This is a genomic window from Limnohabitans sp. (genome assembly GCF_017848645.1).
Taxonomy (GTDB): Bacteria; Pseudomonadota; Gammaproteobacteria; order Burkholderiales; family Burkholderiaceae_C; genus Limnohabitans_A.
Genome location: NZ_JAFEIF010000015.1, coordinates 20,675 through 42,985, shown reverse-complemented (window position 1 = coordinate 42,985; position 22,311 = coordinate 20,675). Strand labels below are relative to the sequence as shown.

The 22,311-nt window shown below is 61.5% G+C and carries 21 protein-coding genes; 4 read left to right on the top strand and 17 right to left on the bottom strand.

Annotated elements, in window-relative coordinates; translation table 11 throughout:
* Positions 1-127: 127 nt before the first annotated feature.
* The 15 genes from QZ190_RS04315 to QZ190_RS04245 form a co-directional block, all read right to left on the bottom strand.
* On the bottom strand, positions 128-1,375 hold the full coding sequence (locus QZ190_RS04315; protein WP_291913893.1) for a DEAD/DEAH box helicase: 1,248 nt from the start codon (positions 1,373-1,375) through the stop codon (positions 128-130).
* Positions 1,376-1,430: 55 nt separating this feature from the next.
* On the bottom strand, positions 1,431-1,667 hold the full coding sequence (locus QZ190_RS04310; protein WP_291913889.1) for a toxin-antitoxin system HicB family antitoxin: 237 nt from the start codon (positions 1,665-1,667) through the stop codon (positions 1,431-1,433).
* Positions 1,664-2,119: a putative toxin-antitoxin system toxin component, PIN family gene (locus QZ190_RS04305; protein WP_291913887.1), complete on the bottom strand. Its 456-nt coding sequence runs from the start codon at positions 2,117-2,119 to the stop codon at positions 1,664-1,666. The genes QZ190_RS04310 and QZ190_RS04305 overlap by 4 nt, the downstream gene beginning before the upstream one ends.
* Positions 2,120-2,280: 161 nt before the next feature.
* Positions 2,281-3,867, bottom strand: coding sequence for a bifunctional phosphoribosylaminoimidazolecarboxamide formyltransferase/IMP cyclohydrolase (gene purH / locus QZ190_RS04300; protein WP_291913885.1), 1,587 nt, complete (start codon positions 3,865-3,867; stop codon positions 2,281-2,283).
* A gap of 100 nt (positions 3,868-3,967) precedes the next feature.
* Positions 3,968-4,207: a Fis family transcriptional regulator gene (locus QZ190_RS04295; RefSeq protein ID WP_053171959.1), complete on the bottom strand. Its 240-nt coding sequence runs from the start codon at positions 4,205-4,207 to the stop codon at positions 3,968-3,970.
* Positions 4,204-5,238, bottom strand: coding sequence for a tRNA dihydrouridine synthase DusB (gene dusB / locus QZ190_RS04290; protein ID WP_291913875.1), 1,035 nt, complete (start codon positions 5,236-5,238; stop codon positions 4,204-4,206). Before dusB ends, QZ190_RS04295 begins: the two co-directional genes overlap by 4 nt.
* A gap of 120 nt (positions 5,239-5,358) precedes the next feature.
* A complete protein-coding gene (locus QZ190_RS04285; RefSeq protein ID WP_291913871.1) occupies positions 5,359-7,332 on the bottom strand; it encodes an ATP-binding protein in 1,974 nt (657 codons plus the stop codon).
* An 11-nt stretch (positions 7,333-7,343) separates the two neighbouring features.
* Complete coding sequence (locus QZ190_RS04280) at positions 7,344-7,898, bottom strand: YfiR family protein (RefSeq protein WP_291913869.1); 555 nt, start codon at positions 7,896-7,898, stop codon at positions 7,344-7,346.
* An 11-nt stretch (positions 7,899-7,909) separates the two neighbouring features.
* On the bottom strand, positions 7,910-10,096 hold the full coding sequence (locus tag QZ190_RS04275; protein ID WP_291913867.1) for a TonB-dependent siderophore receptor: 2,187 nt from the start codon (positions 10,094-10,096) through the stop codon (positions 7,910-7,912).
* 172 nt (positions 10,097-10,268) lie between these two features.
* The gene (locus tag QZ190_RS04270; RefSeq protein WP_291913866.1) at positions 10,269-11,249 is read right to left on the bottom strand and encodes a D-2-hydroxyacid dehydrogenase; all 981 of its coding nucleotides are present in this window, start codon (positions 11,247-11,249) and stop codon (positions 10,269-10,271) included.
* Positions 11,250-11,293: 44 nt separating this feature from the next.
* Positions 11,294-12,082 (bottom strand): class II aldolase/adducin family protein, encoded by a 789-nt coding sequence (locus tag QZ190_RS04265; protein ID WP_291913864.1) that lies wholly within the window; start codon positions 12,080-12,082, stop codon positions 11,294-11,296.
* A 16-nt stretch (positions 12,083-12,098) separates the two neighbouring features.
* The gene (locus QZ190_RS04260; protein WP_291913862.1) at positions 12,099-13,073 is read right to left on the bottom strand and encodes a tripartite tricarboxylate transporter substrate binding protein; all 975 of its coding nucleotides are present in this window, start codon (positions 13,071-13,073) and stop codon (positions 12,099-12,101) included.
* 33 nt (positions 13,074-13,106) lie between these two features.
* Entirely contained in the window at positions 13,107-14,090 is a 984-nt protein-coding gene (locus QZ190_RS04255) for a zinc-binding dehydrogenase (protein WP_291913860.1), read from the bottom strand.
* 8 nt (positions 14,091-14,098) lie between these two features.
* On the bottom strand, positions 14,099-14,908 hold the full coding sequence (locus QZ190_RS04250) for an enoyl-CoA hydratase (RefSeq protein WP_291913858.1): 810 nt from the start codon (positions 14,906-14,908) through the stop codon (positions 14,099-14,101).
* Positions 14,909-16,099, bottom strand: a complete 1,191-nt coding sequence (locus QZ190_RS04245) for a CoA transferase (RefSeq protein ID WP_291913855.1) — start codon at positions 16,097-16,099, stop codon at positions 14,909-14,911. It lies immediately after the preceding gene.
* Positions 16,100-16,364: 265 nt separating this feature from the next.
* On the opposite strand from QZ190_RS04245, the gene QZ190_RS04240 reads away from it, so the two are divergent.
* Positions 16,365-17,045, top strand: coding sequence for a GntR family transcriptional regulator (locus QZ190_RS04240; RefSeq protein ID WP_291913854.1), 681 nt, complete (start codon positions 16,365-16,367; stop codon positions 17,043-17,045).
* A 160-nt stretch (positions 17,046-17,205) separates the two neighbouring features.
* Positions 17,206-17,682 (top strand): YqaA family protein, encoded by a 477-nt coding sequence (locus QZ190_RS04235; protein ID WP_291913852.1) that lies wholly within the window; start codon positions 17,206-17,208, stop codon positions 17,680-17,682.
* A 33-nt stretch (positions 17,683-17,715) separates the two neighbouring features.
* Here the strand turns inward: QZ190_RS04235 and QZ190_RS04230 are convergent, their stop codons facing one another.
* Positions 17,716-18,714, bottom strand: coding sequence for a tripartite tricarboxylate transporter substrate binding protein (locus QZ190_RS04230; RefSeq protein ID WP_291913850.1), 999 nt, complete (start codon positions 18,712-18,714; stop codon positions 17,716-17,718).
* A gap of 231 nt (positions 18,715-18,945) precedes the next feature.
* Between QZ190_RS04230 and QZ190_RS04225 the strand changes: the two genes are divergently transcribed.
* Positions 18,946-19,893, top strand: a complete 948-nt coding sequence (locus QZ190_RS04225; RefSeq protein ID WP_291913848.1) for an alpha/beta hydrolase — start codon at positions 18,946-18,948, stop codon at positions 19,891-19,893.
* A 7-nt stretch (positions 19,894-19,900) separates the two neighbouring features.
* On the opposite strand, the gene ychF is transcribed toward QZ190_RS04225, so the two are convergent.
* Positions 19,901-20,992 (bottom strand): redox-regulated ATPase YchF, encoded by a 1,092-nt coding sequence (ychF, locus tag QZ190_RS04220; RefSeq protein ID WP_291913846.1) that lies wholly within the window; start codon positions 20,990-20,992, stop codon positions 19,901-19,903.
* A gap of 133 nt (positions 20,993-21,125) precedes the next feature.
* Here ychF and QZ190_RS04215 point away from each other — a divergent pair, with 133 nt between their 5' ends.
* Entirely contained in the window at positions 21,126-22,307 is a 1,182-nt protein-coding gene (locus tag QZ190_RS04215; protein ID WP_291913842.1) for an FAD-dependent monooxygenase, read from the top strand.
* Positions 22,308-22,311: the final 4 nt, after the last annotated feature.

Genomic DNA, 22,311 nt, shown 5'->3' with positions numbered 1-22,311 from the left:
GACCTGCCTCCTGAGTTATGGCACTGGGTTGATAAAGGTTTCGCACCCATCAACTTAACCCACGTTTGTCAGGTGGGCAGGTCATCCATCATGTCTACAAAGATACAGACAACAACCTGCGGTCTGATCAATCGTTCGATTTAAGCAGACCTGCCGCCCGCAACTTGTCTTTCTTGCTCGGCCGTGAACCCTTGATGCCGCCATTGCCGGGAGACGGCGGCGGCGGGGTTTCGATGGGCTCAAAGCCTGGAATTTGCTCCAAAGCGAGTTCCAGGCTTTCGCGTTTCTGGATCAACTGCCAGTGCGCCAGCGCTGCAGCCGTGACAAAGCTCACCGCGTCGCCGTGCGCACCCGCCCTGCCCGTGCGGCCGATGCGGTGGGTGTAGTCGGTGGCCGAGCGCGGCAGGTCGTAATTCACCACCACGGGCAGCATGGCAATGTCGATGCCGCGTGAGGCCAAGTCGGTGGTGACCACCACGTCCCAGCGGCCAGCCTTGAATTCGCTCAAGACTTCCTGGCGTGCGCCTTGGCTCATCTCGCCATGGAAAGGGGTGGCAAACACGCCCGCCTTGTAGAGCTTGTTGGCCACATGCTCGCAGGCGTAACGCGTGGCCACAAACACCAGCACCTGTTTCCAGCCGTTTTCGGTGATCAGGTGGCGCAGCAAGGCGGTGCGGCTTTTCTCGTCCACGCGGATGGCGCGTTGCGTGATGTCGGGTTTGTGGCCTTCAAAGGCCTCCACCGTGATGCGCACCGGATCGCGCAACAAATTGGCGGCCAGCGCCTCCACTTCGGGCGCGAAGGTGGCCGAGAACAACAAGGTTTGGCGCTTGGCAGGCAGCAGCGCCAGCACGCGTTGCAGTTCATCGGCAAAGCCCAAGTCAAGCAAGCGGTCGGCTTCGTCCAGCACCAGGTGCTGCACATCGGCCAGGCGCACGGCGTTTTGGTCAATCAGGTCCAGCAAGCGGCCAGGGGTGGCCACCACAACGTCGGCACCGCCGCGCAGCGCCATCATTTGCGGGTTGACCGAGACGCCACCAAACACCGTGTTCACCTTGAGCGACTGGGGCAGCTTGTAGGCCAGGTTGGCCAGCACATCGCCCACCTGCACCGCCAGCTCGCGCGTGGGCACCAACACCAATGTGCGCACAGGACGGCGAAAGTTGGTTTGGCGCGGCGCAGCCAGCAGGTGCTGCAACAGCGGCAGCGCAAAGGCCAGCGTCTTGCCCGAGCCGGTGGGCGCGGTGGCCCACACGTCGGCCGACTTCAGCGCAGCCGGAATCGCCTCGGCCTGGATGGGGGTGGGGGCGTACAAGCCCATGTCTCCCACAGCGCGTTGCAGCGCGGGGGACAGGCCCAGTGGGCCAAAACTCAAGCTCATGCCTGATCCTCAAAAAATGGCGACAGGGAAAGGATCAAGGTGACACGGCTCATCGCTCATCACCCTCCAGCGGAGAACGGTCGGGCACCATCGCCAAAAAAGTGGCCAAATCGCCCGGCTTGGCGGCACCGGCCCGCTCGGCAAAAAAAGCCGCTGCATTCAGGGCCGAGACCTTTTCAGCAACGGCCACGGTGATGAACTGGTTGAGTGAGGCCTGATCTTGTTCCGCCAACTTGCGCGCATGGGCGTACAAAGAGTCGGGCAAACGAAGGGCAAAGGTACTCATAGGGCATCCTCCAAAAAGGCCAAAGCCTGGGCTGGCGTTTTGACGGCCAGGCCAAAACGTGGCGCAGCCATCGAAAAATCTTTCACATTGCGGGTGACCAAGGCGTGAACCCGTGCGTTCACCGCGGCCTCCAGCACCATTTCATCACCCGGGTCTCGCAGCTGTGGCCGCCAGATGTAATGCAAGCTCACAGGCTGCACCCACACGGCCAAGGCGGACAAAAACGCATCGACTTGGTCAGCAGAAAAACCGTGCAAGGCCCGTATCTCATCACGTTTGAGCACCGACTCGTATTCAAGCCACACAGCGGGTGACGCCACCATGCGCAAACGCGCCGAAGCCACCGCTTGGAGCAGTGCATAAGACGCGCCCCGAGAACTGCTCAAGGCTGCAACCAGCACATTGGTGTCCAGCAACATGGTTTTCATGATGTTGCCAATGATATCAGTCATTGAGCGGCATCTGCGGTATCGGGCATGGCGAGCCGCAAATGCACTGAAATGGTGCAAACGAGTGGCAAGTAAAGAAGCGGCCTGCAGTGGACGGCTTCGTTGGGATCGCACTCATAAGCCAAACTCGCAGTGACAAGTTTGGCTTGCCTTGGCAGTTGATGTCAGTGGCGGAAGTGCCGAACACCCGTGAACACCATGGCCACGCCGCGCTCGTTGGCGGCGTCGATGACTTCTTGGTCGCGCATGGAGCCACCGGGCTGGGCCACGCAGGAGGCACCCGCGTCGACCACCACGTCCAAGCCATCGCGGAAGGGGAAGAAGGCGTCGCTGGCGACCACGGTGTTTTGCAGGCTGAGCTTGGCGGCCTCAGCCTTGATGCTGGCGATGCGGGCGGAATCCAAGCGGCTCATTTGGCCTGCGCCCACACCCATGGTCATGCCGTTTTTGCAGAACACGATGGCGTTGGATTTGACGAACTTGGCCACTTTCCAGGCGAACAGCAGGTCGTGCAGTTCTTCAGGGGTGGGTTGTTTGACGGTGACGATTTTCATGTCGGCCAAAGCCAGCTCGTGGTTGTCGGCGCTTTGCAGCAACAGGCCGGAGCCCACGCGTTTGGTTTCGAGCGCGTTGCGCACGTCGCCATAGTTAACGGGGAGCGCGATTTTCATCAAGCGCACATTGACTTTGCTCTTGAACACTTCGAGTGCTTCGGCGCTGAAGTCGGGGGCCATGAGCACTTCAACGAATTGCTTGCTCACCGCTTCAGCTGCGGCTTTGTCCACGGGGCGGTTGAAGGCGATGATGCCGCCAAACGCGCTGGTGGGGTCGGTTTGGAAGGCTTTGCTGTAGGCCTCGAGTACGGTCGCGCCCACGGCCACGCCGCAGGGGTTGGCGTGTTTGACGATGACACACGCAGAGCTATCGAAGCTCTTGACGCATTCCCAGGCAGCGTCGGCGTCGGCGATGTTGTTGTAGCTGAGTTCTTTGCCTTGCAGCTGCACGCCGGTGGCCAGCGAGCCCGCAGCGGGTGCCAGGTCACGGTACCAGGCCGCTTGCTGGTGGCTGTTTTCGCCGTAGCGCAGGTCTTGCACCTTGACGTATTGCTCATTGAATTGGCCAGAGAACTGGGTGCGCTCGGGCACGTAGGCTTCGCTCAACTTCTCGGCTTCGAAGTTCACGCTGGAGAGGTAGTTGCTGATCGCGCCGTCGTATTGGCTGATGCGGTTGAACGCAGCCACCGACAGGGAAAAGCGCAGCTTGTCGCTCAACTTGCCGTTGGACTTCAGCTCAGCAATCACTTCAGCGTATTGGCTGGCGTCGGTCACGATGCCCACGTCTTTCCAGTTCTTGGCCGCGCTGCGCACCATGGCAGGGCCGCCGATGTCAATGTTCTCGATCGCGTCGGCCAGCGTGCAACCGGGCTTGGCCACCGTGGCTTCAAACGGGTACAGGTTGACGATGAGCAGGTCGATGGTGGCTATGCCATGCGCCTGCAAAGCCGCCATGTGCTCGGGCGTGTCGCGGCGGGCCAGCAGGCCGCCGTGCACTTTGGGGTGCAGGGTTTTCACACGGCCGTCGAGCATTTCGGGGAAGCCGGTGACTTCGGCCACTTCGGTCACGGGCAGGCCTTGCTCGGCCAAGAGTTTGGCGGTGCCGCCGGTGGAGATCAGGCCCACGCCCAGGGCGTGTAATTCTTTGGCCAGGTCGACGATGCCGGTTTTGTCAGAGACGGAGATGAGGGCTCTCATGGGGACTTTCTTCAAAATTCAGAGGTATTCAAGGCGGGGCCGGGATAAAGGGTTCCGGCAGGTATTCACAGCCGCTTGGCGGGGCCAAGCGGCACAAGCTTTATTTCAACAAATCGTGTTCGAGCAGTTTCTTGCGCAAGGTGTTGCGGTTCAGGCCCAGCCATTCGGCCGCGCGCGACTGGTTCTGGCCCGACTGGGTCATCACCACGTCAAGCAGCGGCTTTTCGACCAGCTTGACCAGCATGTCGTACAGGCCTGTGGGGTCGGTGCCGTCCAGGTCGCGGAAGTAAATGTCCAGGTTGTCCCGGATGCAGTTTTCAATGGATTGGGGTTCGCTCATGGCGTGGTCTCTAAATCAATACAGCCTTCGTGGCGCTGTGGCAAGCGGTCCATCTGGCTGGCCAGGCCATCCAGAAAGTTGGCCACCGCCGCCAGCTGCTGCTGTGCGGTGTCCAGGGTGTTCATATGTTCGCGAAAAGCCTCGCCACCGGGCAGTTCACGCACATACCAGCCGATGTGTTTGCGGGCCGAACGCACGCCGGTGTATTCGCCGTACAGGCCATAGTGGTCTTGCAGGTGCTCGAGCAGGGCGCGGCGCACCTCGGCCACCAAGGGCGGGGCCAGGTGTTCGCCTGTGGCCAGAAAGTGGCCCATCTCGCGAAAGATCCAGGGGCTGCCTTGCGCGGCGCGGCCGATCATGACCGCATCGGCTCCGGTGAACTTCAGCACGTCGCGGGCTTTTTCGGGTGAATCCACATCGCCATTGGCCACCACCGGGATGCGCAAAGCGGCCTTGACGGCGGCCACAGTGTTGTATTCGGCAAAGCCTTTGTAGCCTTGCTCGCGGGTACGGCCGTGCACGGTGACCATTTGCACCCCGGCACGCTCAGCGGCGCGGGCCAGGCTCAGGGCGTTTTTTTCGGCATCGCACCAGCCGGTGCGCATTTTCAAAGTGACAGGCACACCGTGCGGCAAAGCCGCTTCGACCACGGCAGAGATGATCTCCAGCGCCAGCGGCTCGTCTTGCATCAGGGCCGATCCAGCCCATTTGTTGCAGACTTTTTTGGCCGGGCAGCCCATGTTGATGTCGATGATCTGCGCGCCCCGGTCGATGTTGTAGCGTGTGGCGTCGGCCATCATCTGCGCCTCGGTGCCTGCAATTTGCACCGCGATTGGGCCGGGCTCGCCGTCGTGGTTGGCGCGGCGGGACGTTTTGAGCGAGGCCCACAAGTCAGGGCGCGAAGTCACCATTTCGCTCACCGCGTAGCCCGCCCCAAACTGCCTGCACAGCTGGCGAAACGGCCGGTCGGTGACCCCCGCCATGGGGGCGACAAACAAGTTGTTCGGCAATAGGTAAGGGCCAATCTGCATGACTGGAAGTGGTTTTTTTTGGGGGGTGCCTGATGAGGAGGCCCGATTGTAATTGCTTAATATTTCAGCAAATGAAAGCTGGGTGTGCTAGTGGTTGGCGAGCACAGCACCCCCACCCGCTCAAGGCTGGGAGCGGTCCAGCCATTTGCCAATCAGCTCCAGGATCTGGCGGCGCATGAAAGGCTTGGTCAGGTAATCGTCCATGCCCGCAGCCAGGCAGTTGGCCTTGTCGTCGGCCAGCGCGTTGGCGGTCAGGGCCAGCACGGGTTTGCGCGGCAAGCCCAAGGCCTGCTCTCTGGCCCGGATGGCCCGGGTGGCGGCGATGCCGTCCATCTCAGGCATTTGCACATCCATCAGGACGATGTCGTGCGGCTCGGTGGCGCTGATGTGCACGGCCTCCAGGCCATTGTGTGCCTGCAAGATGCGGCAACCGGCGGTTTTGAGCATGGTGACCAGGATTTCGCGGTTGACATCGTTGTCTTCGGCCACCAGCACGGTGCAGTCCAGGGTTTGGGGTGCGGCTGCGCTGCGAGCGGCGGTGTCCACCGGCAGGTCCTTGAGGCGGGCACCACACACTTCAAACCAGAAGCACGAGCCTTGTCCCGGTTGGCTGCTGAAGCCGACTTGCCCCCCCATGAGTTCGGCCAGTTGGCGCGAGATGACCAGCCCCAGGCCGCTGCCGCCGTAGCGCCGCGCCATCGAGATGTCGGCCTGCGAGAAGGCACTGAACAGACGCTGGCCCTCTTCGGGGCTGATGCCGATGCCGGTGTCGCGCACCATGCAGCGCACGCGGGCGCTGCCATCGGGCTCGCTGGCAAAGCTCAGGCTCACGCTCACTTGGCCCTGGCTGGTGAACTTGACGGCGTTCGAGATCAGGTTGCTGGCCACTTGGGTGAAACGGTGCGGGTCGCCCACGATCATCCAGGGCACAGCGTCAACGGGCGGCTCGAACACCAGCTTGAGGCCTTTGTCTTGGGCATGCGGCTCAAACAAGGCGCAGACCTGGCGGGCGGCGTGCTCAGGGCTGTAAGGCACTTTTTCCAGGTGCAACATGCCCGCCTCGATCTTGGAAAAGTCCAGGATGTCATTGATCAGGTACATCAGTGTCGAGGACGATGACTTGATCATGCTGATGAGCTTGGTTTGCTGCTCGGTCGGCTGGGTCGAGCCGAGCAGCTCGGACACGCCAATCAGGCCGTTGAGCGGTGTGCGGATTTCGTGGCTCATGTTGGCCAGGAACTGGCTCTTGGCCTGGTTGGCGGCATCGGCGTGCTCTTTGGCCAGCAGCAGCTCGGCGGTGCGGGCCTGCACTTCAGATTCGAGTTGCTGGCTGTACTGGCCCAAGGCTTTGTCTTTTTGCTCAATCTGGTCAAGCATGGAGTTGAAGCCGGCCACCAGCTCGCCGATTTCATCCTGACTTTGGCGCTCTGCACGTTGGCTGTAGTCGTGCACGGTGGTGATGCGGCGCATGACCTCGGCCAGGTCCAGCACCGGGTGGATGATGAGCGCAATCAGTTGCCCCATGAACTGGCGCACCACCGCATACGCCAACAGCATGGCGACCACGGCCACCAGCAGGGTCACCACAATGCTCCACCAAAAGTCATCGAGCCGGGTCTGCACCACCACCACGCCGATGTGCTCCCCATCATGCACGATGGGCAAACGGATGGCGTAGCGGCTGAGGCTGAGGCTGGAGGTTTTTTGGCCCGACACCAGCGCTGCGGGCGGCACGGGATCGGGGGTGGCATCCTGGCGCATCGGGTAGTGAGCAAAGGCCTGTGCACCTGCGCTGTCGGTGTAAATGTCGACCGTCTCGACGCTCTGGATGTGGCGAAAAATCTCCAACTGCTTTTGCGCACCTTGGCGGTCTTCAAAGCGCACAGCCGCAGCGTTGCTCTCGGCGGCCAACTCGGCCAGGCTTTTGGCCCCGGCCTGTGTGGCCTGCAGGGTTTGCGAGGCTTGCCACAAGGTGGTCACCACAAAAAACAACAGCAGCACACACCAAATGCCCAGGGCCAGGATCTGGTTGAGCTTTTCCCGCATCGGGGCGTGCAGCAATTTGTCGCGATGCCAAAGAGCGATGGGCAGCATGTGCGGGCCTTTTAACGAACCACCGTGCGGGCCAGCTTGAGCATTTGGCTGCTGGCTCGGATGTTGGATTTTTGCAAGCTCAGCAGGTTCACGTCGAACTCCACCCGGTCATCGTTGAACAGCAGCGCCAGATGCGCGCCCTGGTCCACGGCCTGGCGGCCATCGCTGACCAGCAGCACCGGGGCACCGCTCAATTGCCGCACCACGGCGGGCAGATGCCGGGCATCGGTCTCGCTGACAAAGACCATGCTGCAGTCCTTGAGTTGGTCCAGCGGCACCTCTTTGCGCACCACAATTTCCCGCCCTTGCGCCATGCGGCGGTTCAAGCTGAGCATGGCGCCGCTCAGGTCGTCCTTGCCCAGGACGCACAGGCGGATGGATTTGTCATCGGCGCTGGGCAGCTCGACAAATTTGGCAAAGTTGTAGACGTAAGCGGCCTTGATGCGGTCAACCGTCTGACCGGCAGTTTGGGCCAAAGCGGGCCATGTCAGGCACATGGCCAAGCCGCACAGCAGCTGGCGAAGGCTGATGATGGGAAAGCCCAATGGGGTGTTTTGAAGGTTCATGGCCATGTCCTTCAAAACCGGGTCACCGCTTGCACCAGCACGCTGCGCTGCACGTCGTAGGCGCGGGTCATGGGGAAGATGTTGATGAACTCGGTGTGCCTGTCTTTGAGCAAGTTGCGCCCCAGCACCGACAGCTCGGTGTGGCGTCCGGCTTTCCAGGCCAGGCGCATGTCCAGACCGGTGTAGGCGGGCAACATCGTCAAACCCTCGCTGTTGAGGGTGTAGTGGCCCGTGCCAGAGTTGTAGCGCAGGCGCACATCCAGGTTCAGGTTACGTGGCAAGCTGAAGTTGTTGTGCAGCGAAAACTGGTGTCGCGGGGCACTGTTTTCATAAGCGTTGACCTGGATGTCACCCAGCATGTCACCGGTTCGGGTGGCCTTGACGCGCAGGTGGCTGTAATGCGCTTGCACTTTCCACCAGGCACGCGGGTGCCATTCGAGGGCCACTTCGCCACCCAAGGAACGGGCCTTGTCGACGTTGCTGTTGTAGGCGTCGAGTGTGACGTAGCAGGCCCCGGGACCGTTCGCGGCCAGGCATGCAAGCGCCTGAGGCAAGCCCGAGGCCGTATTGGGCAGCATGCGGGCACCGCGCAGATTTTGGTAATCGGTGACAAACAGCGCTGTGTCCACACTCAGGAAGTTGGAGAACTGCTTGCGCCAGCCGGCCTCCAGGCTCAGGGCCTCCTCGGCTTTCATGGGCGCGCCGGCCATGGGGGACACCTGGGTCACCGCGCTCAACCAGCCCGGAGGGATGGCCGGGTTGAGTTCGTGCGCATCTTGCGCGCTGACGTCCACCGTGGCCTGACTTTCGGTGCGACGCAAGGAACGCACCGAGCGCGACAACGCACCCCAAACCACCTCGTGCTGCGCCGGTGTGTAGAGCAGGCGCACATTCGGCTGCACATTGAAGCCGGTCAACCCGTCTTTTTCAAACTTGGAGCCCACGATCAACTTCAGACTGTCGGGGGCCAGGGTGATCTCGTCGTGCACAAACGCGCTGTAGCTGACCCGCTGGTTCTGGCCATCGGCCAGTCGGTAGGGGGAACTGGGCAAGATCAGGTGGTCCGAGGTGTGGCGCAGGTTCAAACCCCAAATGAAGTCGTGCACGCCAAAAACCTGGCGCTGCTGAAAGTCCACATCGATGTCGGTTTTTTTGCCGCCCATGGCCATCACAGCGGGCGTTTGCACCAAGGGCTTGCCCGGACCCGTGCCAGAGCCCCACAAGCCCGTGTGGTCAGAGCGGTCATGGTCGATGGAGGCTTGCAAAGCGTTGTCTGCACCGCGTGCGCCTTTCCAGGTGTAGCGCGCTTGCAGGGCCATGCCTTGGCCTTTTTCGGACAACAAGGCGTCCCGGGAATATGAGGCCTGGTCAACACTGAAGGCCCGCACAGAGGGCATGCCCCAGACATCCTGTGACCGGTCCTGGTACACCTCGGCCTTGATGCTGAGTTGACCCAACGCAAGGCGCGGCTCGATGCGGATGCCCAGGCGTTGCTGACGCGCCTGGTCTTCACCCGGTGCGCCGGTGTCGCGGGCCACGGAGCCGTCCATGCGGCCGGTCTTGCCAAACACCTTGTAGTGGCCACCCTGAGCCAGCTCGCCGCCATGCGTCATGGACACCGAAGCCAGCCCGCCGGAGCCCAGTGATGCACTGAGCATGCTGCCCTGGCTGGCAGCCGCCGAGCGGGTGACGATGTTGATCACGCCGTTCATGGCGTTGGTGCCCCACAGGGCAGCGCCCGGGCCGCGAATGACTTCGATGCGCTCGATGTCTTCCATCACGATGTCCTGGGTTTCCCACAGCACGCCGGAGAACAGGGGCGAGTAAATGCTGCGCCCGTCCACCTGAACCAGGAGTTTGGTGGAAAAACGCTCGTTGAAGCCGCGCGAGCTGACGGCCCAGCGGCTGTGCGAAATTTGCGCCACATTCAGCCCCGGCACTTGGCGCAAGGCCTCGGGGATGGACTGTGCGCCGGATCGGCGGATTTCTTCAGACGAAATGACATAGGCGGCTGCAGCCATGTCGGCCACGCGCTGCTCTTTGCGCGACATGGACATGAGGCGGTAATCCACCAGCTCTTCGAGCGACATGTCCAGAAATTCGTCGTTGCTCGCTGCCGTGGCGCAGGCGGCCTGTGCGGCGAACGCCAGCCAAGACCATCGCCACAGTCCCAGTCGTTTGGTTGGGGTATTTTTCACTCAGCCACTCCCTTTGCACTCAGACACTCGGTCTATTCAATCATTAAATTTTACATTTTTTTATTTTTCACATCAAAAGAAAACCATCAAACAAATAAAACATTAAATTTGTTTAATTCAAAAATCAACAGGATATGAATCTCTGGCCAATGCAAATCGGCCCCTGGCCGCTTCACCCAACTGTGTTGCGCAGTGCTTGTCCCTGGTGCCAACACCGCAGGTTGTCCAGAAACATCTGGCTGACGCGGGCTTCGTTGCCGTCCGAGTGGCCCGCTGCGTGGGGCGTCACCATGACTTGGGGCATGGACCACAGGGGTGAGTCGAAGGGCAAGGGTTCGTGCGCAAACACATCCAGAAAGGCGCCGCCCAGATGCCCACTTTGCAGGGCCAACACCAGCGCATCCTGGTCCACCACTTCGCCCCGCGCCACGTTGATCAGGTGAGCCCCGGCAGGCAGCGCGGCCAGCACACGGGCATTGACCAACTGGCGGGTCTTGGTGGTCAGGGGGCAAGCCAATATGAGCCAATCGGTGCGTGGCAGCGCGGAGGGCAGGCCCTCAAAGCTGACCTGCTCCACGCCATCTGGCAACTGGGCACTCGGGTCAATTTTTTGACGCACCGCCACCACCTTCAGACCCAAGGCCTGCAACAAACTGCCCAGCTTTTGGCCAATGGGCCCCCAGCCCACGATGGTGGCCGTCTGGCCCGGCAGGTCGCGCGGCATGCGCTGGCCCATCAGGGGAATCCACTGACGCGCTTGTTGCTCGGCCCACAACATGGGGAACTTTCTGGCCAAGGCCAACAAACCCGCCAAAGCCACGGTGGCCACCACCTGGGCGTTAGCACCTGACGAGGTGGAAATTTGCACCCCCTGAGTCATCAAGTCCTGGTAAATCTGGCGGTCTGCGCCCGCCGAGTGGATGTGCACCCACTTGAGTCCGGGCGATTGGCGCAGCAAGTCGTACACCTGTTGCAAGGCAGGGTGGATTTCGTGTTTGGTCGAGGTGCCCGTGACTTCGCGCGAAATGAAAGCCACATCGGCATCGGTGCGCTGACTGGCGACGGCCTCATTGAGCGCCAGCAACTCAAAAGGGTGCGCGCCCATGACCTCGGCCACCGCGCTGCCCAGCTGCGCCAAGCTGGGGGCTGACATGAGGATGCGCAGGACGGGTGCGGGCTCGCTGTTCAATCGCGGCCTCAGGTCTTGTAGCTGGGGTCCATCCGGTCGAGCTTGCGCAGCAAGGCCGGCCACTCCATCAGGCCATAGGGCCTGCGGGTGCTGGGCTGGTAGTTGTTCCAGGTTTCTTCCAGCACGTCAGGGGCCACTTTCACAAATGGCGTGTGGCAGGCCATGGCCGCCAGCTGGGAACGGCAGGACAGCTCCAGACGGTGCATCCAGTTGAAGGCCTCGCCCACGCTGCGGCCCACCGTGAGGGCACCGTGGTTGCGCAAGATCAGCGCTTCGCCCTGCCCCAGGTCTTGGACCAAGGAAGCCTGTTCCGCCAGATCGAGCACCACCCCTTGGTAGTCGTGGTAGCCGATTTTCAAAAAGCGCATGGCGGTTTGCGTGACGGGCAGCAGGCCGCATTCGAGCGAAGACACGGCCATCGAGGCCCAGCTGTGGGTGTGGATGACGCAATCGACCTCAGGTCGGGCTGCGTGCACGGCGCTGTGGACCACATAACCGGCTTTGTTGATGCCATAGTTCAAATCGCCAAAATCGGGCTTGGACAAGATGTTGCCATCGTGGTCGATCTTGATCAGGCTGGACGCGGTGATCTCCTCGTACATCATGCCGTAGGCGTTGATGAGAAAGGCGCCGTCTTCGCCCGGCACACGCGAGGAGATGTGGTTGGCCATCATGTCGGACATGCCGTAGATGGCCACCAGCCGGTAGCACGCCGCCAAATCAACGCGCGCCTGCCACTCGGCGTCCGAGCAACGCAAGCGCATCGATTCGATTTTCAAAAATCCGTTTTCCACCATGGCCAATCCTTTGTGATCAGTCGATTTTGACACCGGCACTTTTGACCAAGTTGACCCAAAATTTGGCGTCTTCGGTCAGGAACGACCCAAATTGCTCGGGTGAGGCGGACAAGGACACATCGGTGCCTTCTCGGGCCAAAGCGGCTTTGACAGAAGCTTGGTTCATCGCGGAGTGCGCGGCGTCAAAGATTTTCTTCATCACAGCAGGGGGCGTGCCCACCGGCACAAACAGCCCGTACCAGAACTCGATCGCGTAGTCGGGTAAGCCTGCTTCCTGCATGCCGGGGACGCCGGGCACCAGCGGTGTTTTTTCACGGGTGCTGACGGCCAGGCCCTTCAAGCGTCCGGCCTGCACCATGGGCAAGACCGAAGGCGGCGTGCCAAAAGTCACCTGGGTGTCGCCCGCGATGACCGACTGGATGGCGGGACTGCCACCCCGAAACGGGATGTGCATCATCTCCACCCCGGTCAACTGGGTGAACAAAGCCGCGCCCAAATGTGGGGCTGAGCCATTGCCCGAGGTGGCGTAATTGATCTTGCCGGGCGACTGTTTGGCCCGCGCAATCAGGTCCTGCACCGAATTGATGCCGATGCCCGGGTTGACAGCAATGACCAGGGGCGAAGTCGTCACCTTGGTCACGGGCACGAGGTCTTTGGGGGTGTAGTTGAGCTTGGGGTTCAAGGCCGGATTGACAGAGATGCTGCTGGGGCTGGCCAGCAAAACGCTGTAGCCATCCGGGGCAGCCTTGGCCACGTTTTCGGCCGCGATGCTGGAGCCCGCGCCGGCGCGGTTTTCGACAATGACCGTTTGGCCGAGGGCCTTGCCCATGGCGTCGCTCATGGCACGGGCCACATAGTCGGCGGCACCGCCGGGCGCGAAACCCACCACCAGCCGCACCGGTTTGTTGGGATAAGCCGCGCCTTGGGCCTGAGCACCCCAGGCCAGACTGGACAGAACGCATGCGCAAATCAGGGCTCTTTTGTTGATCATGTTGTCTCCTTCGGTTTGAAAGTGTCTTGGGCGTCAATCGGGCCTGGCGATGCGCAGCACAATCTTGCCGGTGTGTTGGTTGCTCTCCATGTGGGTTTTGGCTTGGTCCAATTGATCAAACTCAAATACCCGATCGAGCAAAGGCTGGATCCGGCCATCGGCAAAAGCCGGCAGGATTTGCGCTGCAAACTGCGCAATGCCATCGGCGCGTTGCGCGGGTGTGCGGTTTTTGTTGGACACACCATAAAGACACAGCCGCTTGGCGTGCAAGGCCTCCAGGTCAATGGTGGCGTTGAGTGTGTTGTCGACATAACCCACAAACCCCAAACGCCCCTGAAAAGCCATGCAGCGCATGCTCTCGGCAAAGACGCTGCCCCCCACGGTGTTCACCACCAGGTTGGCGCCTTGTTGATCGGTGGCCTGCAACACGGCCTGATGGAAATCGGCGGCGCGTGTGCACAAGCCCACATCCAGACCGAGCGCTTGCAAGAGGTCGAGTTTGGCCTGAGAGCCGGAAGTGCCGATCACTTTGGCCCCCAACACTTTGGCCATTTGCAAGCTGGCCACACCCACGCCCGAAGACACGCCGTTGATCAAGAGCCATTGCCCGCGCTGCAAGTGGCCTTGCAAGACCAAGAGGTCATAGGTCACCAAAAACGTGAGGGGAATGGAGGCCGCTTCTTCCAAACTCAAGTTGTCCGGCGCGCGCATGATTTCGCGCACGTCCATCAGCGCGTATTCGGCAAACGCCCCAGGGCAGCGGCCCATGACGCGATCACCGATTTGCCAGGCCCCGGTGTCGCTGCCCAGCTGAACAATCTGCCCCGCCCCTTCCATGCCTGCGGGCTTGCTGCCGCCTTTGCCATGCAGGCCGTGGCCGATGATCAATTCACCCCGGTTCAAAGAAGCCGCGTGCAGCTTGACCAACACTTGACCTGCGCCGGGCACAGGCATGTCGACCTCGCGCAGTTCCATGTGACCTTGGCCGTTGCTGATGTTCATCCAATACGATTTCATGCGGGACCTCACTCGCCTTTGAAGACAGGTTGGCGTTTTTCCATGAAGGCCTTTCGGCCTTCGGCATAGTCGGCGCTGTCAAAACAGCCGCGAATGAGCTGGGTGCACAAATCCATGTCCAACTCGGGCGAGGGCTTGAGGATTTCCCGCGTGATGGCCTTGGCCGCCTGAATGGTCAGCGGTGCATTGGCGGCCAATGCTGAGGTGTATTCGGCCAGCAAGTCTGGCAAGGCCTCCGGAGCGCACACCCGCGTGACCAAACCCAGGCTGAGAGCCTCTGGCGCTTTGATTTTTCGAGCCGTGAAAAACAGGTCTTTGGCCGCACCGGGGCCGATCAGGTCCACCAGGTTTTTCATGGCCGAATAGCGATAACCCAGACCCAGTCGGGCGGCGGGCACCGAGAACACGGCGTCGCTGGCGGCGATGCGCATGTCGCAGCTGATGGCCACGTTGATACCGCCACCGATGCAAAAGCCGCGAATGCAGGCCAGTGTGGGTTTGGGGAAGTTGTAAATGCCCATGAGCGCGGTCTCGGCCATGTGCTCGTAGCGGGTCACCGCCTCACGCGCTGCACGCATGTCTTCGAACTGAGAAATGTCGGCCCCCGAGACAAAGGCTTTTTCGCCCGCGCCCGAAAACACCACCAAACGCACACGCGGATCGTGTTCGGCCTGGTTCAGCAACACGGGGACCACTTCCCACATGTCCACCGACAGTGCGTTGTGCCGCGCCACATTGTTGAACTGGATATGCAGCGTGCTGCCGTCCAGCCAGGTGTTGACCCGCTCGGTGGGTGAGGTGTAGACGACTTCGGACATTCAAAACACTCCTTTGGATTTCAATGCGGCCAAGGTCTGGTCATCCAGCCCCAACTCGCCCAGAATTTCGACGCTGTGCTCGCCGCGGCGCGGTGCGGCGCGGGCGATGGTGCTCGGCGTGCGCTCCAGCTGCACCGGCTGGCCCACCAGTCGCTGCGGGCCTTGGTGCACCGACACCACGTCTTTGACCATCTTCAAGTGCTGGACTTGCGGTTCGTTGAACACCTCGTCCATGCGGTTGATCAGGCCGCAGGCCACACCGCCCTCGTTCAGACGTTCGATCCAGTAAGCCCGGTCTTGCTTGGCCAGGCGCTCGTTGATTTCGGCGTTCAACGCGTCGCGGTTGACCGAGCGGCTGGGCTTGTCGCGGAAGCGCGGGTCAGTGACCCATTGCGGCGCATCCAGGATGTCGCAAAAACGCTCCCAGATCTTGGAGCCAAACACTGCGATGTTCATGAAGCCATCGCGCGCCTTGTACACCCCGGTGGGGATGCTGGTGGGGTGGAAATTGCCCGCCTGCGTGGCCACTTCTTCGTCAATCAGCCAGCGCGAGGTCTGGAAATCCATCATGTACACCATCGACTCGAGCAGCGAGGTGTGCAGCCACTGGCCTTGGCCAGACTTTTCGCGCTCCAGCAAGGCCACCAAAATCCCTTGCGCCGCAAAAATGCCCGCGCACAAATCGGCAATCGGGATGCCCACGCGCATCGGCCCCTGCTCGGCCAAACCCGTGACCGACATCAGCCCGCCCATGCCTTGTGCTATCTGGTCAAAGCCCGGCCGTGCGGCCAGGGGCCCGGTCTGACCAAAGCCGGAAATGCTGGCGTACACCAAGCCGGGGTTGTCTTTCTTCAGGCTCTCGTAATCAATGCCCAAGCGGAACTTCACATCCGGGCGAAAGTTCTCCACCACCACATCGGCCTTGGCGATCAGCTGCTTGAGCAGCGCGATGCCCTCGGGCTCTTTCAGGTTGAGCGTGATCGAGCGTTTGTTGCGGTGCGTGTACTGGTAGTCCGAGCCCTCTTGCCCACCCAGCGTGTCGTCACCGCGCATGTGCTCGGGCATTTGAACCTGCACCACATCGGCACCCCAGTCGGCCAGTTGGCGGCAGGCTGTGGGGCCTGCGCGGACCTGGGTCAGATCAATCACTCTGAAACGCGAGAGTGCGGCAGAAGCGGGTTGGTGCGGCATGTCAATCGTCCGTGAATGGGGGGGCCATACAAGCGAGGGCCTGAAGACAGGCTCATCGCAGAGCAGGTATTTAGGAGCAGGGCTTGAGCCCTTCCTACAGCCGCAAAGTTTGAACGTCCGGTCTTAAAGTGTCAACAATTTCGATTGATTGTTGACACATTGGCGACCTGGCCGGGGGCATTTCCCTGGTGTTTCCTGCATCTTCGGGTAGTATTCAAACGCCTCTTGAACAACGCTCCACCCTACCCGCTGAACCACCCTCGCCATGCAGCCCGCCCCTGAAAAGCCCGAGCACGGCTTGCCCGTTTTTGTGGCCGAGCAGCTCAAGCAACTCATCTACAGCGGCGAGCTCAAACCCGGTGAGCGCCTGAACGAAGCGGCCTTGGCCCTGCGCATGGGCACCAGCCGAGGGCCGGTGCGCGAGGCCATCCGCATGCTCACCGGCTTGGGGCTGGTCAAGGCGGTCATCAACCGGGGCGTGTTTGTGCGGCAGCTGTCGGTGCGCGAAATGCTGGAGCTGTACGACTTGCGGGCCTTGGTCTTTGGCTTTGCCGCTGAACGCGCCACAGAACACATCGCCGAAAGCCACAAAGCCCGTTTTGAAGAACTTCTGCTCGGCATGGACCGGGCCTGTGAAGCAGAAAACCCCAACCTCTACTACGAACTGAATTTGCAGTTCCACGCCTTGGTGCTGCAACTGGCCCACAACCAACGGGCCCAAGCCGCTTATGACGACTACGTCAAGGAAATGCACCTGTTCCGCCGCGAATACTTCAACGCCCCGGGCAACATGCGGCAGTCCAATGCAGAACACCGCACCTTGTACGAAGCCATCGTCAAAGGCTCCAAGGCCAAAGCCAAAACAACCGCCGAGCGACATGTGCTCAAAGGACGCGAGCGTCTGCTGAGCAACATCGACAGCACCAGCCCTCTGGCAGGGCTGTGAAGCGGTTTTTCAGCGCACGCCCTAAGTCTCGAGTCAGATCCCGGAATCCGAACCACGCATCCTCTTCAAGAGTGCTTTGTGTTGGGCAACGGGCACTGCGCTCCAGCCCCCCAAGACCTGTGCTCAGCAGGGCTTGCATGCAGCCCAGTACACTGAGCTGATGGAAGCTTGGCTCTACAACTTATTGCAATGGCTGGCCTTGCCCGAGCACGGCCTGAGCACCGTGTTTGTGATCGCCTTCATCTCGGCCACGCTGCTGCCCATGGGCTCGGAACCCGCCGTGTTCGGCCTGGTCAAACTCAACCCCGAACTTTTTTGGCCGGCTATTTTGGTGGCCACGGCCGGCAACACCTTGGGCGGCATGGTCAGCTGGTGGATGGGTTGGGGTACACACCATGCGGTGAACAAATGGCGCGACTCCAGCACGCACATCCGCGCCCTGGCCTGGCTGGAAAAACTGGGCCCCAAGGCCTGCTTGCTCAGCTGGCTGCCCGGTGTGGGCGACCCGCTGTGCGCGGTTGCCGGTTGGCTGAAATTGCCATTTTGGCCATGCACGTTGTACATGGCCATTGGCAAATTTTTCCGCTACTTGGTGATGACAGCGCTGCTGCTGTGGGTGTTTCCCGGTCAGATTTAAGTCCGGCCCCACACCCAAACGTCCCGCGTCAACTCAGTCTTGACTGATCTTGCGTTCTTTGATGATCTGCGCAAAACGCCGTGCATCGGCCTTGGTCACCGCACCAAACTCAGCAGGTGACATGGGCGTGGGTTCGGCACCAATGCCTTTGATGGACTCGACTGCGCTGGGCACCATCAGGGCACGGTTGATTTCGCGGTTCATGCGCTCCACGATGGCCGCTGGCGTGCCCGCAGGGGCCCAGAAACCGTGAGATGTGCCAGCATCAAAATTCTTGAGCCCCAGCTCATTGAGCGTGGGCGCATCCGGGAACATGGACAAGCGCTGGGGGGAGGTGACGGCCAACAAGCGCAGACGGCCAGAGCGCACATGCGAGAAGGCAATGCCCGGGTCCATCAAGTAATCCAGGTTGCCGCCCAGCAAGTCTTGCAAGGCCGCCGCAGAACCGCGGTAGGGGATGTGCAGGTTAAAGATGCCCGCCTGCGACTTGAGCATCTCACCTGCAATGTGCGGGCTGGTGCCGTTACCGGGTGAGCCATAGCTCATTTTGCCGGGGTTGCGCTTGGCATACGCGATGAATTCGGCATAAGTTTTATAGGGCGCATCGCTGCGCACCACCAAAAACAACTGCAAGCGCGCACCGGCTGCGACAGGGATCAGGTCCTTGTCGTGGTCAAAAGGCATTTTGGCTGTGACATAGGGCACGATGGATGCGCCGCTGCCCGAGCTGCACAAAAAGGTGTAGCCATCGGGGGCACTTTTGGCAGCCAAGTCGGAGCCAATGATGCCACCGGCACCGCCTCGGTTTTCCACCACAATTTGTTGCCCCAAGGCTTGAGACACGGTGGTGGACACCGCGCGGGCCACCAAATCAGGCGACCCACCGGCCGGAAAGTTCACGATCATGCGAATGGGTTTGGCGGTGGGCCAAGCTGCATTTTGGGCCTGCGCAGCGCCAAAAGTGCCCAATGCAAGCCCAGACATGGCGGCAAGGCCCAGTTGTCGGCGGCGTGGGTCATGACGGTGGGTCATCGGGATGTCTCCGAGTTTTTGAGGGTAAAAGAATGTGCCTGGCAGTTCAACGAAGTGATTATGTGAAGAAATCAAGTGCTGAACTACCCGGGAAAACCTTGCCCTGCGGGTCCAGGTGATTCATGACGCCATCCACAAAAATCACCATGCGCAGGCCTGTTCGCATAAGCTCCCGTGCACAAGCTGAACCATGAAAGGCTTGTGCCGCCGTCCAACCCACACCCTGTCCCCATGCTCAACGCCACCTTGTCTGTTTTCCTTTTGTTGCTCGCGGCCTTGCTTGCGGCCTTGGCCCTGAGTTGGGCACCTGATCGCCCAGTGGATACCCTGATGGCACGCTGGGCCGCGCCCCCGTCCTACTTTTTGACGCTGCAAGGCATGCAGGTGCATGTGCGCGACGAGGGGCCGCGCGATGACCCGACCCCCATCGTCTTGATCCACGGCACCTCGGCCAGTTTGCACACCTGGGACGGCTGGGTGGCCGCTTTGAGCCCGCACCGCCGTGTGGTCCGCATGGACTTGCCCGGCTTCGGGTTGACCGGCCCCGCACCCGATGGCGACTACAGCATGGCGCGTTACACCGGCTTCATGCGGGATTTGCTGGACTTGCTCAAGCTCGATGAGGTGGTGATGGGCGGCAACTCGCTGGGCGGCGGCATAGCCTGGCAAACCGCTTTGGCACACCCAACGCGGGTGCGCCAATTGGTCTTGGTCGATGCCACAGGTTACCCCTTACAGCCCCAGTCCATGCCCATCGGTTTTCGACTGGCCCAGATTTCATGGCTGGCGCCCATCACCCAGAAAATTCTGCCCCGATCCATGATTGCCGCCAGCGTGCGCAACGTCTATGGCCAGCCCAACAAGGTGAGCTCAGCCTTGGTAGACCGCTATTACGAATTGACACTGCGCGAAGGCAACCGGGCCAGCCTGACGCAACGCTTCCAATACCGCAGCAGCGATGCCGCCCTGGCCGGAAAGATTTCGCAGCTGCGCCTGCCCACTTTGATTTTGTGGGGCAGTGAAGACCGGCTGATCCCTTCAGACCACGGGCAAGCTTTTCACCAAGACATCGCAGGCAGCCAGCTCCAGGTCTTTGAGGGCTTGGGCCATGTGCCCCACGAAGAGGACCCCGAGGCGACGGTGCAGGCGGTGACAAGGTTTTTGAGCTTGCCGCCTTGACGCCGTATCAGGAACTGAACAGGAAGTTCATCACGTCGCCATCTTTCACGACATAGTCCTTGCCTTCGGCGCGCATCTTGCCCGCGTCCTTGGCGCCTTGCTCACCCTTGAAGGCGATGAAGTCGTCAAACGCGATGGTCTGGGCGCGGATGTAGCCTTTTTCGAAATCGGTGTGGATCACGCCTGCGGCTTGGGGGCCGGTGTCGCCCACGCGGATGGTCCAGGCGCGCACTTCTTTCACGCCAGCGGTGAAGTAAGTTTGCAGGCCCAGCAAGCCGTAAGCCGAGCGGATCAGGCGGTTGAGACCTGGCTCGTCTTGGCCGATTTCCTTCAAAAACTCCAAGCGGTCCGCGTCGTCCATCTCGGACAACTCGGCTTCGATCTTGGCGCAAATGGCCACCACGGGCGCGTTTTGCTTGGCGGCAAAGGCCTTGAGGCGGTCGAGAAAGGGGTTGTTCTCGAAGCCGTCTTCTGACACGTTGGCCACGAACATGGCGGGCTTGGCGGTGATGAAGAAGAACTGCTTGAGTTCTGCGCGCTCTTCCTTGCTGAAGTCGATGGTGCGCACGGGCTGGGTGTCGTTCAAAGCGGCTTGGCACTTTTCCAGGATGGCCATTTGCTTGACGGCGTCCTTGTCGCCGGATCGGGCGATTTTGCTCACACGGTGGATGGCTTTTTCCACAGCCGCCAAATCGGCCAGGCACAACTCGGTCTGAATCACCTCGATGTCGGCAATCGGGTCGACCTTGTTGGCGACGTGGATCACGTTGTCGTCTTCAAAGCAGCGCACCACGTTGACGATGGCGTCGGTTTCGCGGATGTGGGCCAAAAACTTGTTGCCCAGGCCTTCGCCCGTGCTGGCACCGGCCACCAAACCGGCGATGTCCACAAACTCCACAATGGCCGGCACAATGCGCTCGGGCTCGACGATGGCGGACAACTGCTGCAGGCGCGGATCGGGCACTTCCACAACCCCCGTGTTGGGCTCGATGGTGCAAAAGGGGTAGTTTTCAGCGGCAATGCCAGCTTTGGTCAGGGCGTTGAAAAGGGTGGATTTGCCCACATTGGGCAGACCCACGATGCCGCATTTGAGGCTCATGGATGGCTTTCGGTGATTCGGGGGAAGATTCGGAAATCAGCCTGCAATTTTAACGGCTCAGCCCGGGGCCACTGGCCCAGCCCCAAAGTCCCCGGCGGCCCAGCGCCATGGGCCGCCTCCTTACAATGCGGGTATGGCTCTTCCCCCTGACATTTGCATCCGTGGCGCTGGCATCGTGGGCCGGACTTTGGCTTTGCTGCTGGCCCGCGAGCGGCTCAACGTGGCCTTGGTCGACTTCCCCGCCGCCACGGCCGCCCCTGACGTGCGCGCCTATTCGCTCAATGGCGCGGCCAAAGCCTTGTTGCAAGACCTGCGCTGCTGGCCCGAGGCCCCCGCCGTCACGCCCGTGTACCAGATGCAGGTCTGGGGCGACGATGGCGGTCAACTCAACTTTGGCGCGGGTGACCATGGTGTGGGCGAACTCAACTGGATGGTGGACGTGCCGGTGTTGCAGGATCGCCTGGCCCAGGCCGTGCAGTTTCAGCCCCAGATTCAAGTGGTGCAGGCCCCGGTGGCTGCGCCGCTGACGGTGGTGTGTGAGGGCCGCGCCAGCCAGACACGCGCCGAGCTGGGCGTGGGCTTTGACACCACGCGTTACGAACAACACGCACTGGCCACCCGTCTGCTGTGCGAGCGGGCACACGAGGGCATCGCCCGCCAATGGTTTGGCTGGAGCCACGCGCCCGGTCTGTCGCAGCCGCAAGCCGAAGTGCTGGCCCTGCTGCCCTTGGGCGGCGAAGGCGGCCGCGAAGTCGCGCTGGTCTGGTCGGTGCACCCGCTGCGGGCGCAAGAGCTCATGGGCCTGAGCGCCGAGGACTTTGCTGACGCGCTGGCCGGGGCCTGTGGCCACGCCCTGGGCGGCATGCAGCTGTCGGCCGAGCGTGCCGTGTGGCCGCTGCAACTGGCGCGCGCCGAGCGCTGGATCGGCACCATGCCGGGCCAAACCCAACAAGCCTTTGCCTTGGCCGGTGACGCGGCACACACCCTGCACCCGCTGGCCGGTCAGGGCCTGAATGTGGGCCTGGCCGATGTGGCCGAGCTGGTGAGGGTGATCCGGGCCAAGGAATTTTGGCGTCCGCTCTGCGACCTCAAACTGCTGCGCCGCTACGAACGTGCACGGCAAGCCGATGTGCAGGCCATGGGCCTGGTCACCGATGGCCTGCAGCGCCTGTTTGCGCAGCCTGGCCCGGTGTGGCAAAACCTGCGCAACTGGGGCATGCGCGGCTTTGACCGCAGCGGCCCGCTCAAACACTGGATGACACAACGCGCCATGGGCCAAAGCGCCCCACCCGCCTCAGCCAAGGCCACCCGCTGATCCG

What these genes read in the sequence shown, in the direction of transcription:
- QZ190_RS04310 (WP_291913889.1), bottom strand. Translation starts at nt 1,667, where the DNA reads ATGAGTACCTTTGCCCTTCGTTTGCCCGACTCTTTGTACGCCCATGCG.
- QZ190_RS04240 (WP_291913854.1), top strand. Translation starts at nt 16,365, where the DNA reads ATGCAGCCCGCCCCTGAAAAGCCCGAGCACGGCTTGCCCGTTTTTGTG.
- dusB (WP_291913875.1), bottom strand. Translation starts at nt 5,238, where the DNA reads ATGCAGATTGGCCCTTACCTATTGCCGAACAACTTGTTTGTCGCCCCC.
- QZ190_RS04285 (WP_291913871.1), bottom strand. Translation starts at nt 7,332, where the DNA reads ATGCTGCCCATCGCTCTTTGGCATCGCGACAAATTGCTGCACGCCCCG.
- purH (WP_291913885.1), bottom strand. Translation starts at nt 3,867, where the DNA reads ATGAGAGCCCTCATCTCCGTCTCTGACAAAACCGGCATCGTCGACCTG.
- QZ190_RS04230 (WP_291913850.1), bottom strand. Translation starts at nt 18,714, where the DNA reads ATGACCCACCGTCATGACCCACGCCGCCGACAACTGGGCCTTGCCGCC.
- QZ190_RS04280 (WP_291913869.1), bottom strand. Translation starts at nt 7,898, where the DNA reads ATGAACCTTCAAAACACCCCATTGGGCTTTCCCATCATCAGCCTTCGC.
- QZ190_RS04225 (WP_291913848.1), top strand. Translation starts at nt 18,946, where the DNA reads ATGCTCAACGCCACCTTGTCTGTTTTCCTTTTGTTGCTCGCGGCCTTG.
- QZ190_RS04235 (WP_291913852.1), top strand. Translation starts at nt 17,206, where the DNA reads ATGGAAGCTTGGCTCTACAACTTATTGCAATGGCTGGCCTTGCCCGAG.
- QZ190_RS04305 (WP_291913887.1), bottom strand. Translation starts at nt 2,119, where the DNA reads ATGACTGATATCATTGGCAACATCATGAAAACCATGTTGCTGGACACC.
- ychF (WP_291913846.1), bottom strand. Translation starts at nt 20,992, where the DNA reads ATGAGCCTCAAATGCGGCATCGTGGGTCTGCCCAATGTGGGCAAATCC.
- QZ190_RS04270 (WP_291913866.1), bottom strand. Translation starts at nt 11,249, where the DNA reads ATGTCAGCCCCCAGCTTGGCGCAGCTGGGCAGCGCGGTGGCCGAGGTC.
- QZ190_RS04260 (WP_291913862.1), bottom strand. Translation starts at nt 13,073, where the DNA reads ATGATCAACAAAAGAGCCCTGATTTGCGCATGCGTTCTGTCCAGTCTG.
- QZ190_RS04245 (WP_291913855.1), bottom strand. Translation starts at nt 16,099, where the DNA reads ATGCCGCACCAACCCGCTTCTGCCGCACTCTCGCGTTTCAGAGTGATT.
- QZ190_RS04215 (WP_291913842.1), top strand. Translation starts at nt 21,126, where the DNA reads ATGGCTCTTCCCCCTGACATTTGCATCCGTGGCGCTGGCATCGTGGGC.
- QZ190_RS04265 (WP_291913864.1), bottom strand. Translation starts at nt 12,082, where the DNA reads ATGGTGGAAAACGGATTTTTGAAAATCGAATCGATGCGCTTGCGTTGC.
- QZ190_RS04295 (WP_053171959.1), bottom strand. Translation starts at nt 4,207, where the DNA reads ATGAGCGAACCCCAATCCATTGAAAACTGCATCCGGGACAACCTGGAC.
- QZ190_RS04250 (WP_291913858.1), bottom strand. Translation starts at nt 14,908, where the DNA reads ATGTCCGAAGTCGTCTACACCTCACCCACCGAGCGGGTCAACACCTGG.
- QZ190_RS04255 (WP_291913860.1), bottom strand. Translation starts at nt 14,090, where the DNA reads ATGAAATCGTATTGGATGAACATCAGCAACGGCCAAGGTCACATGGAA.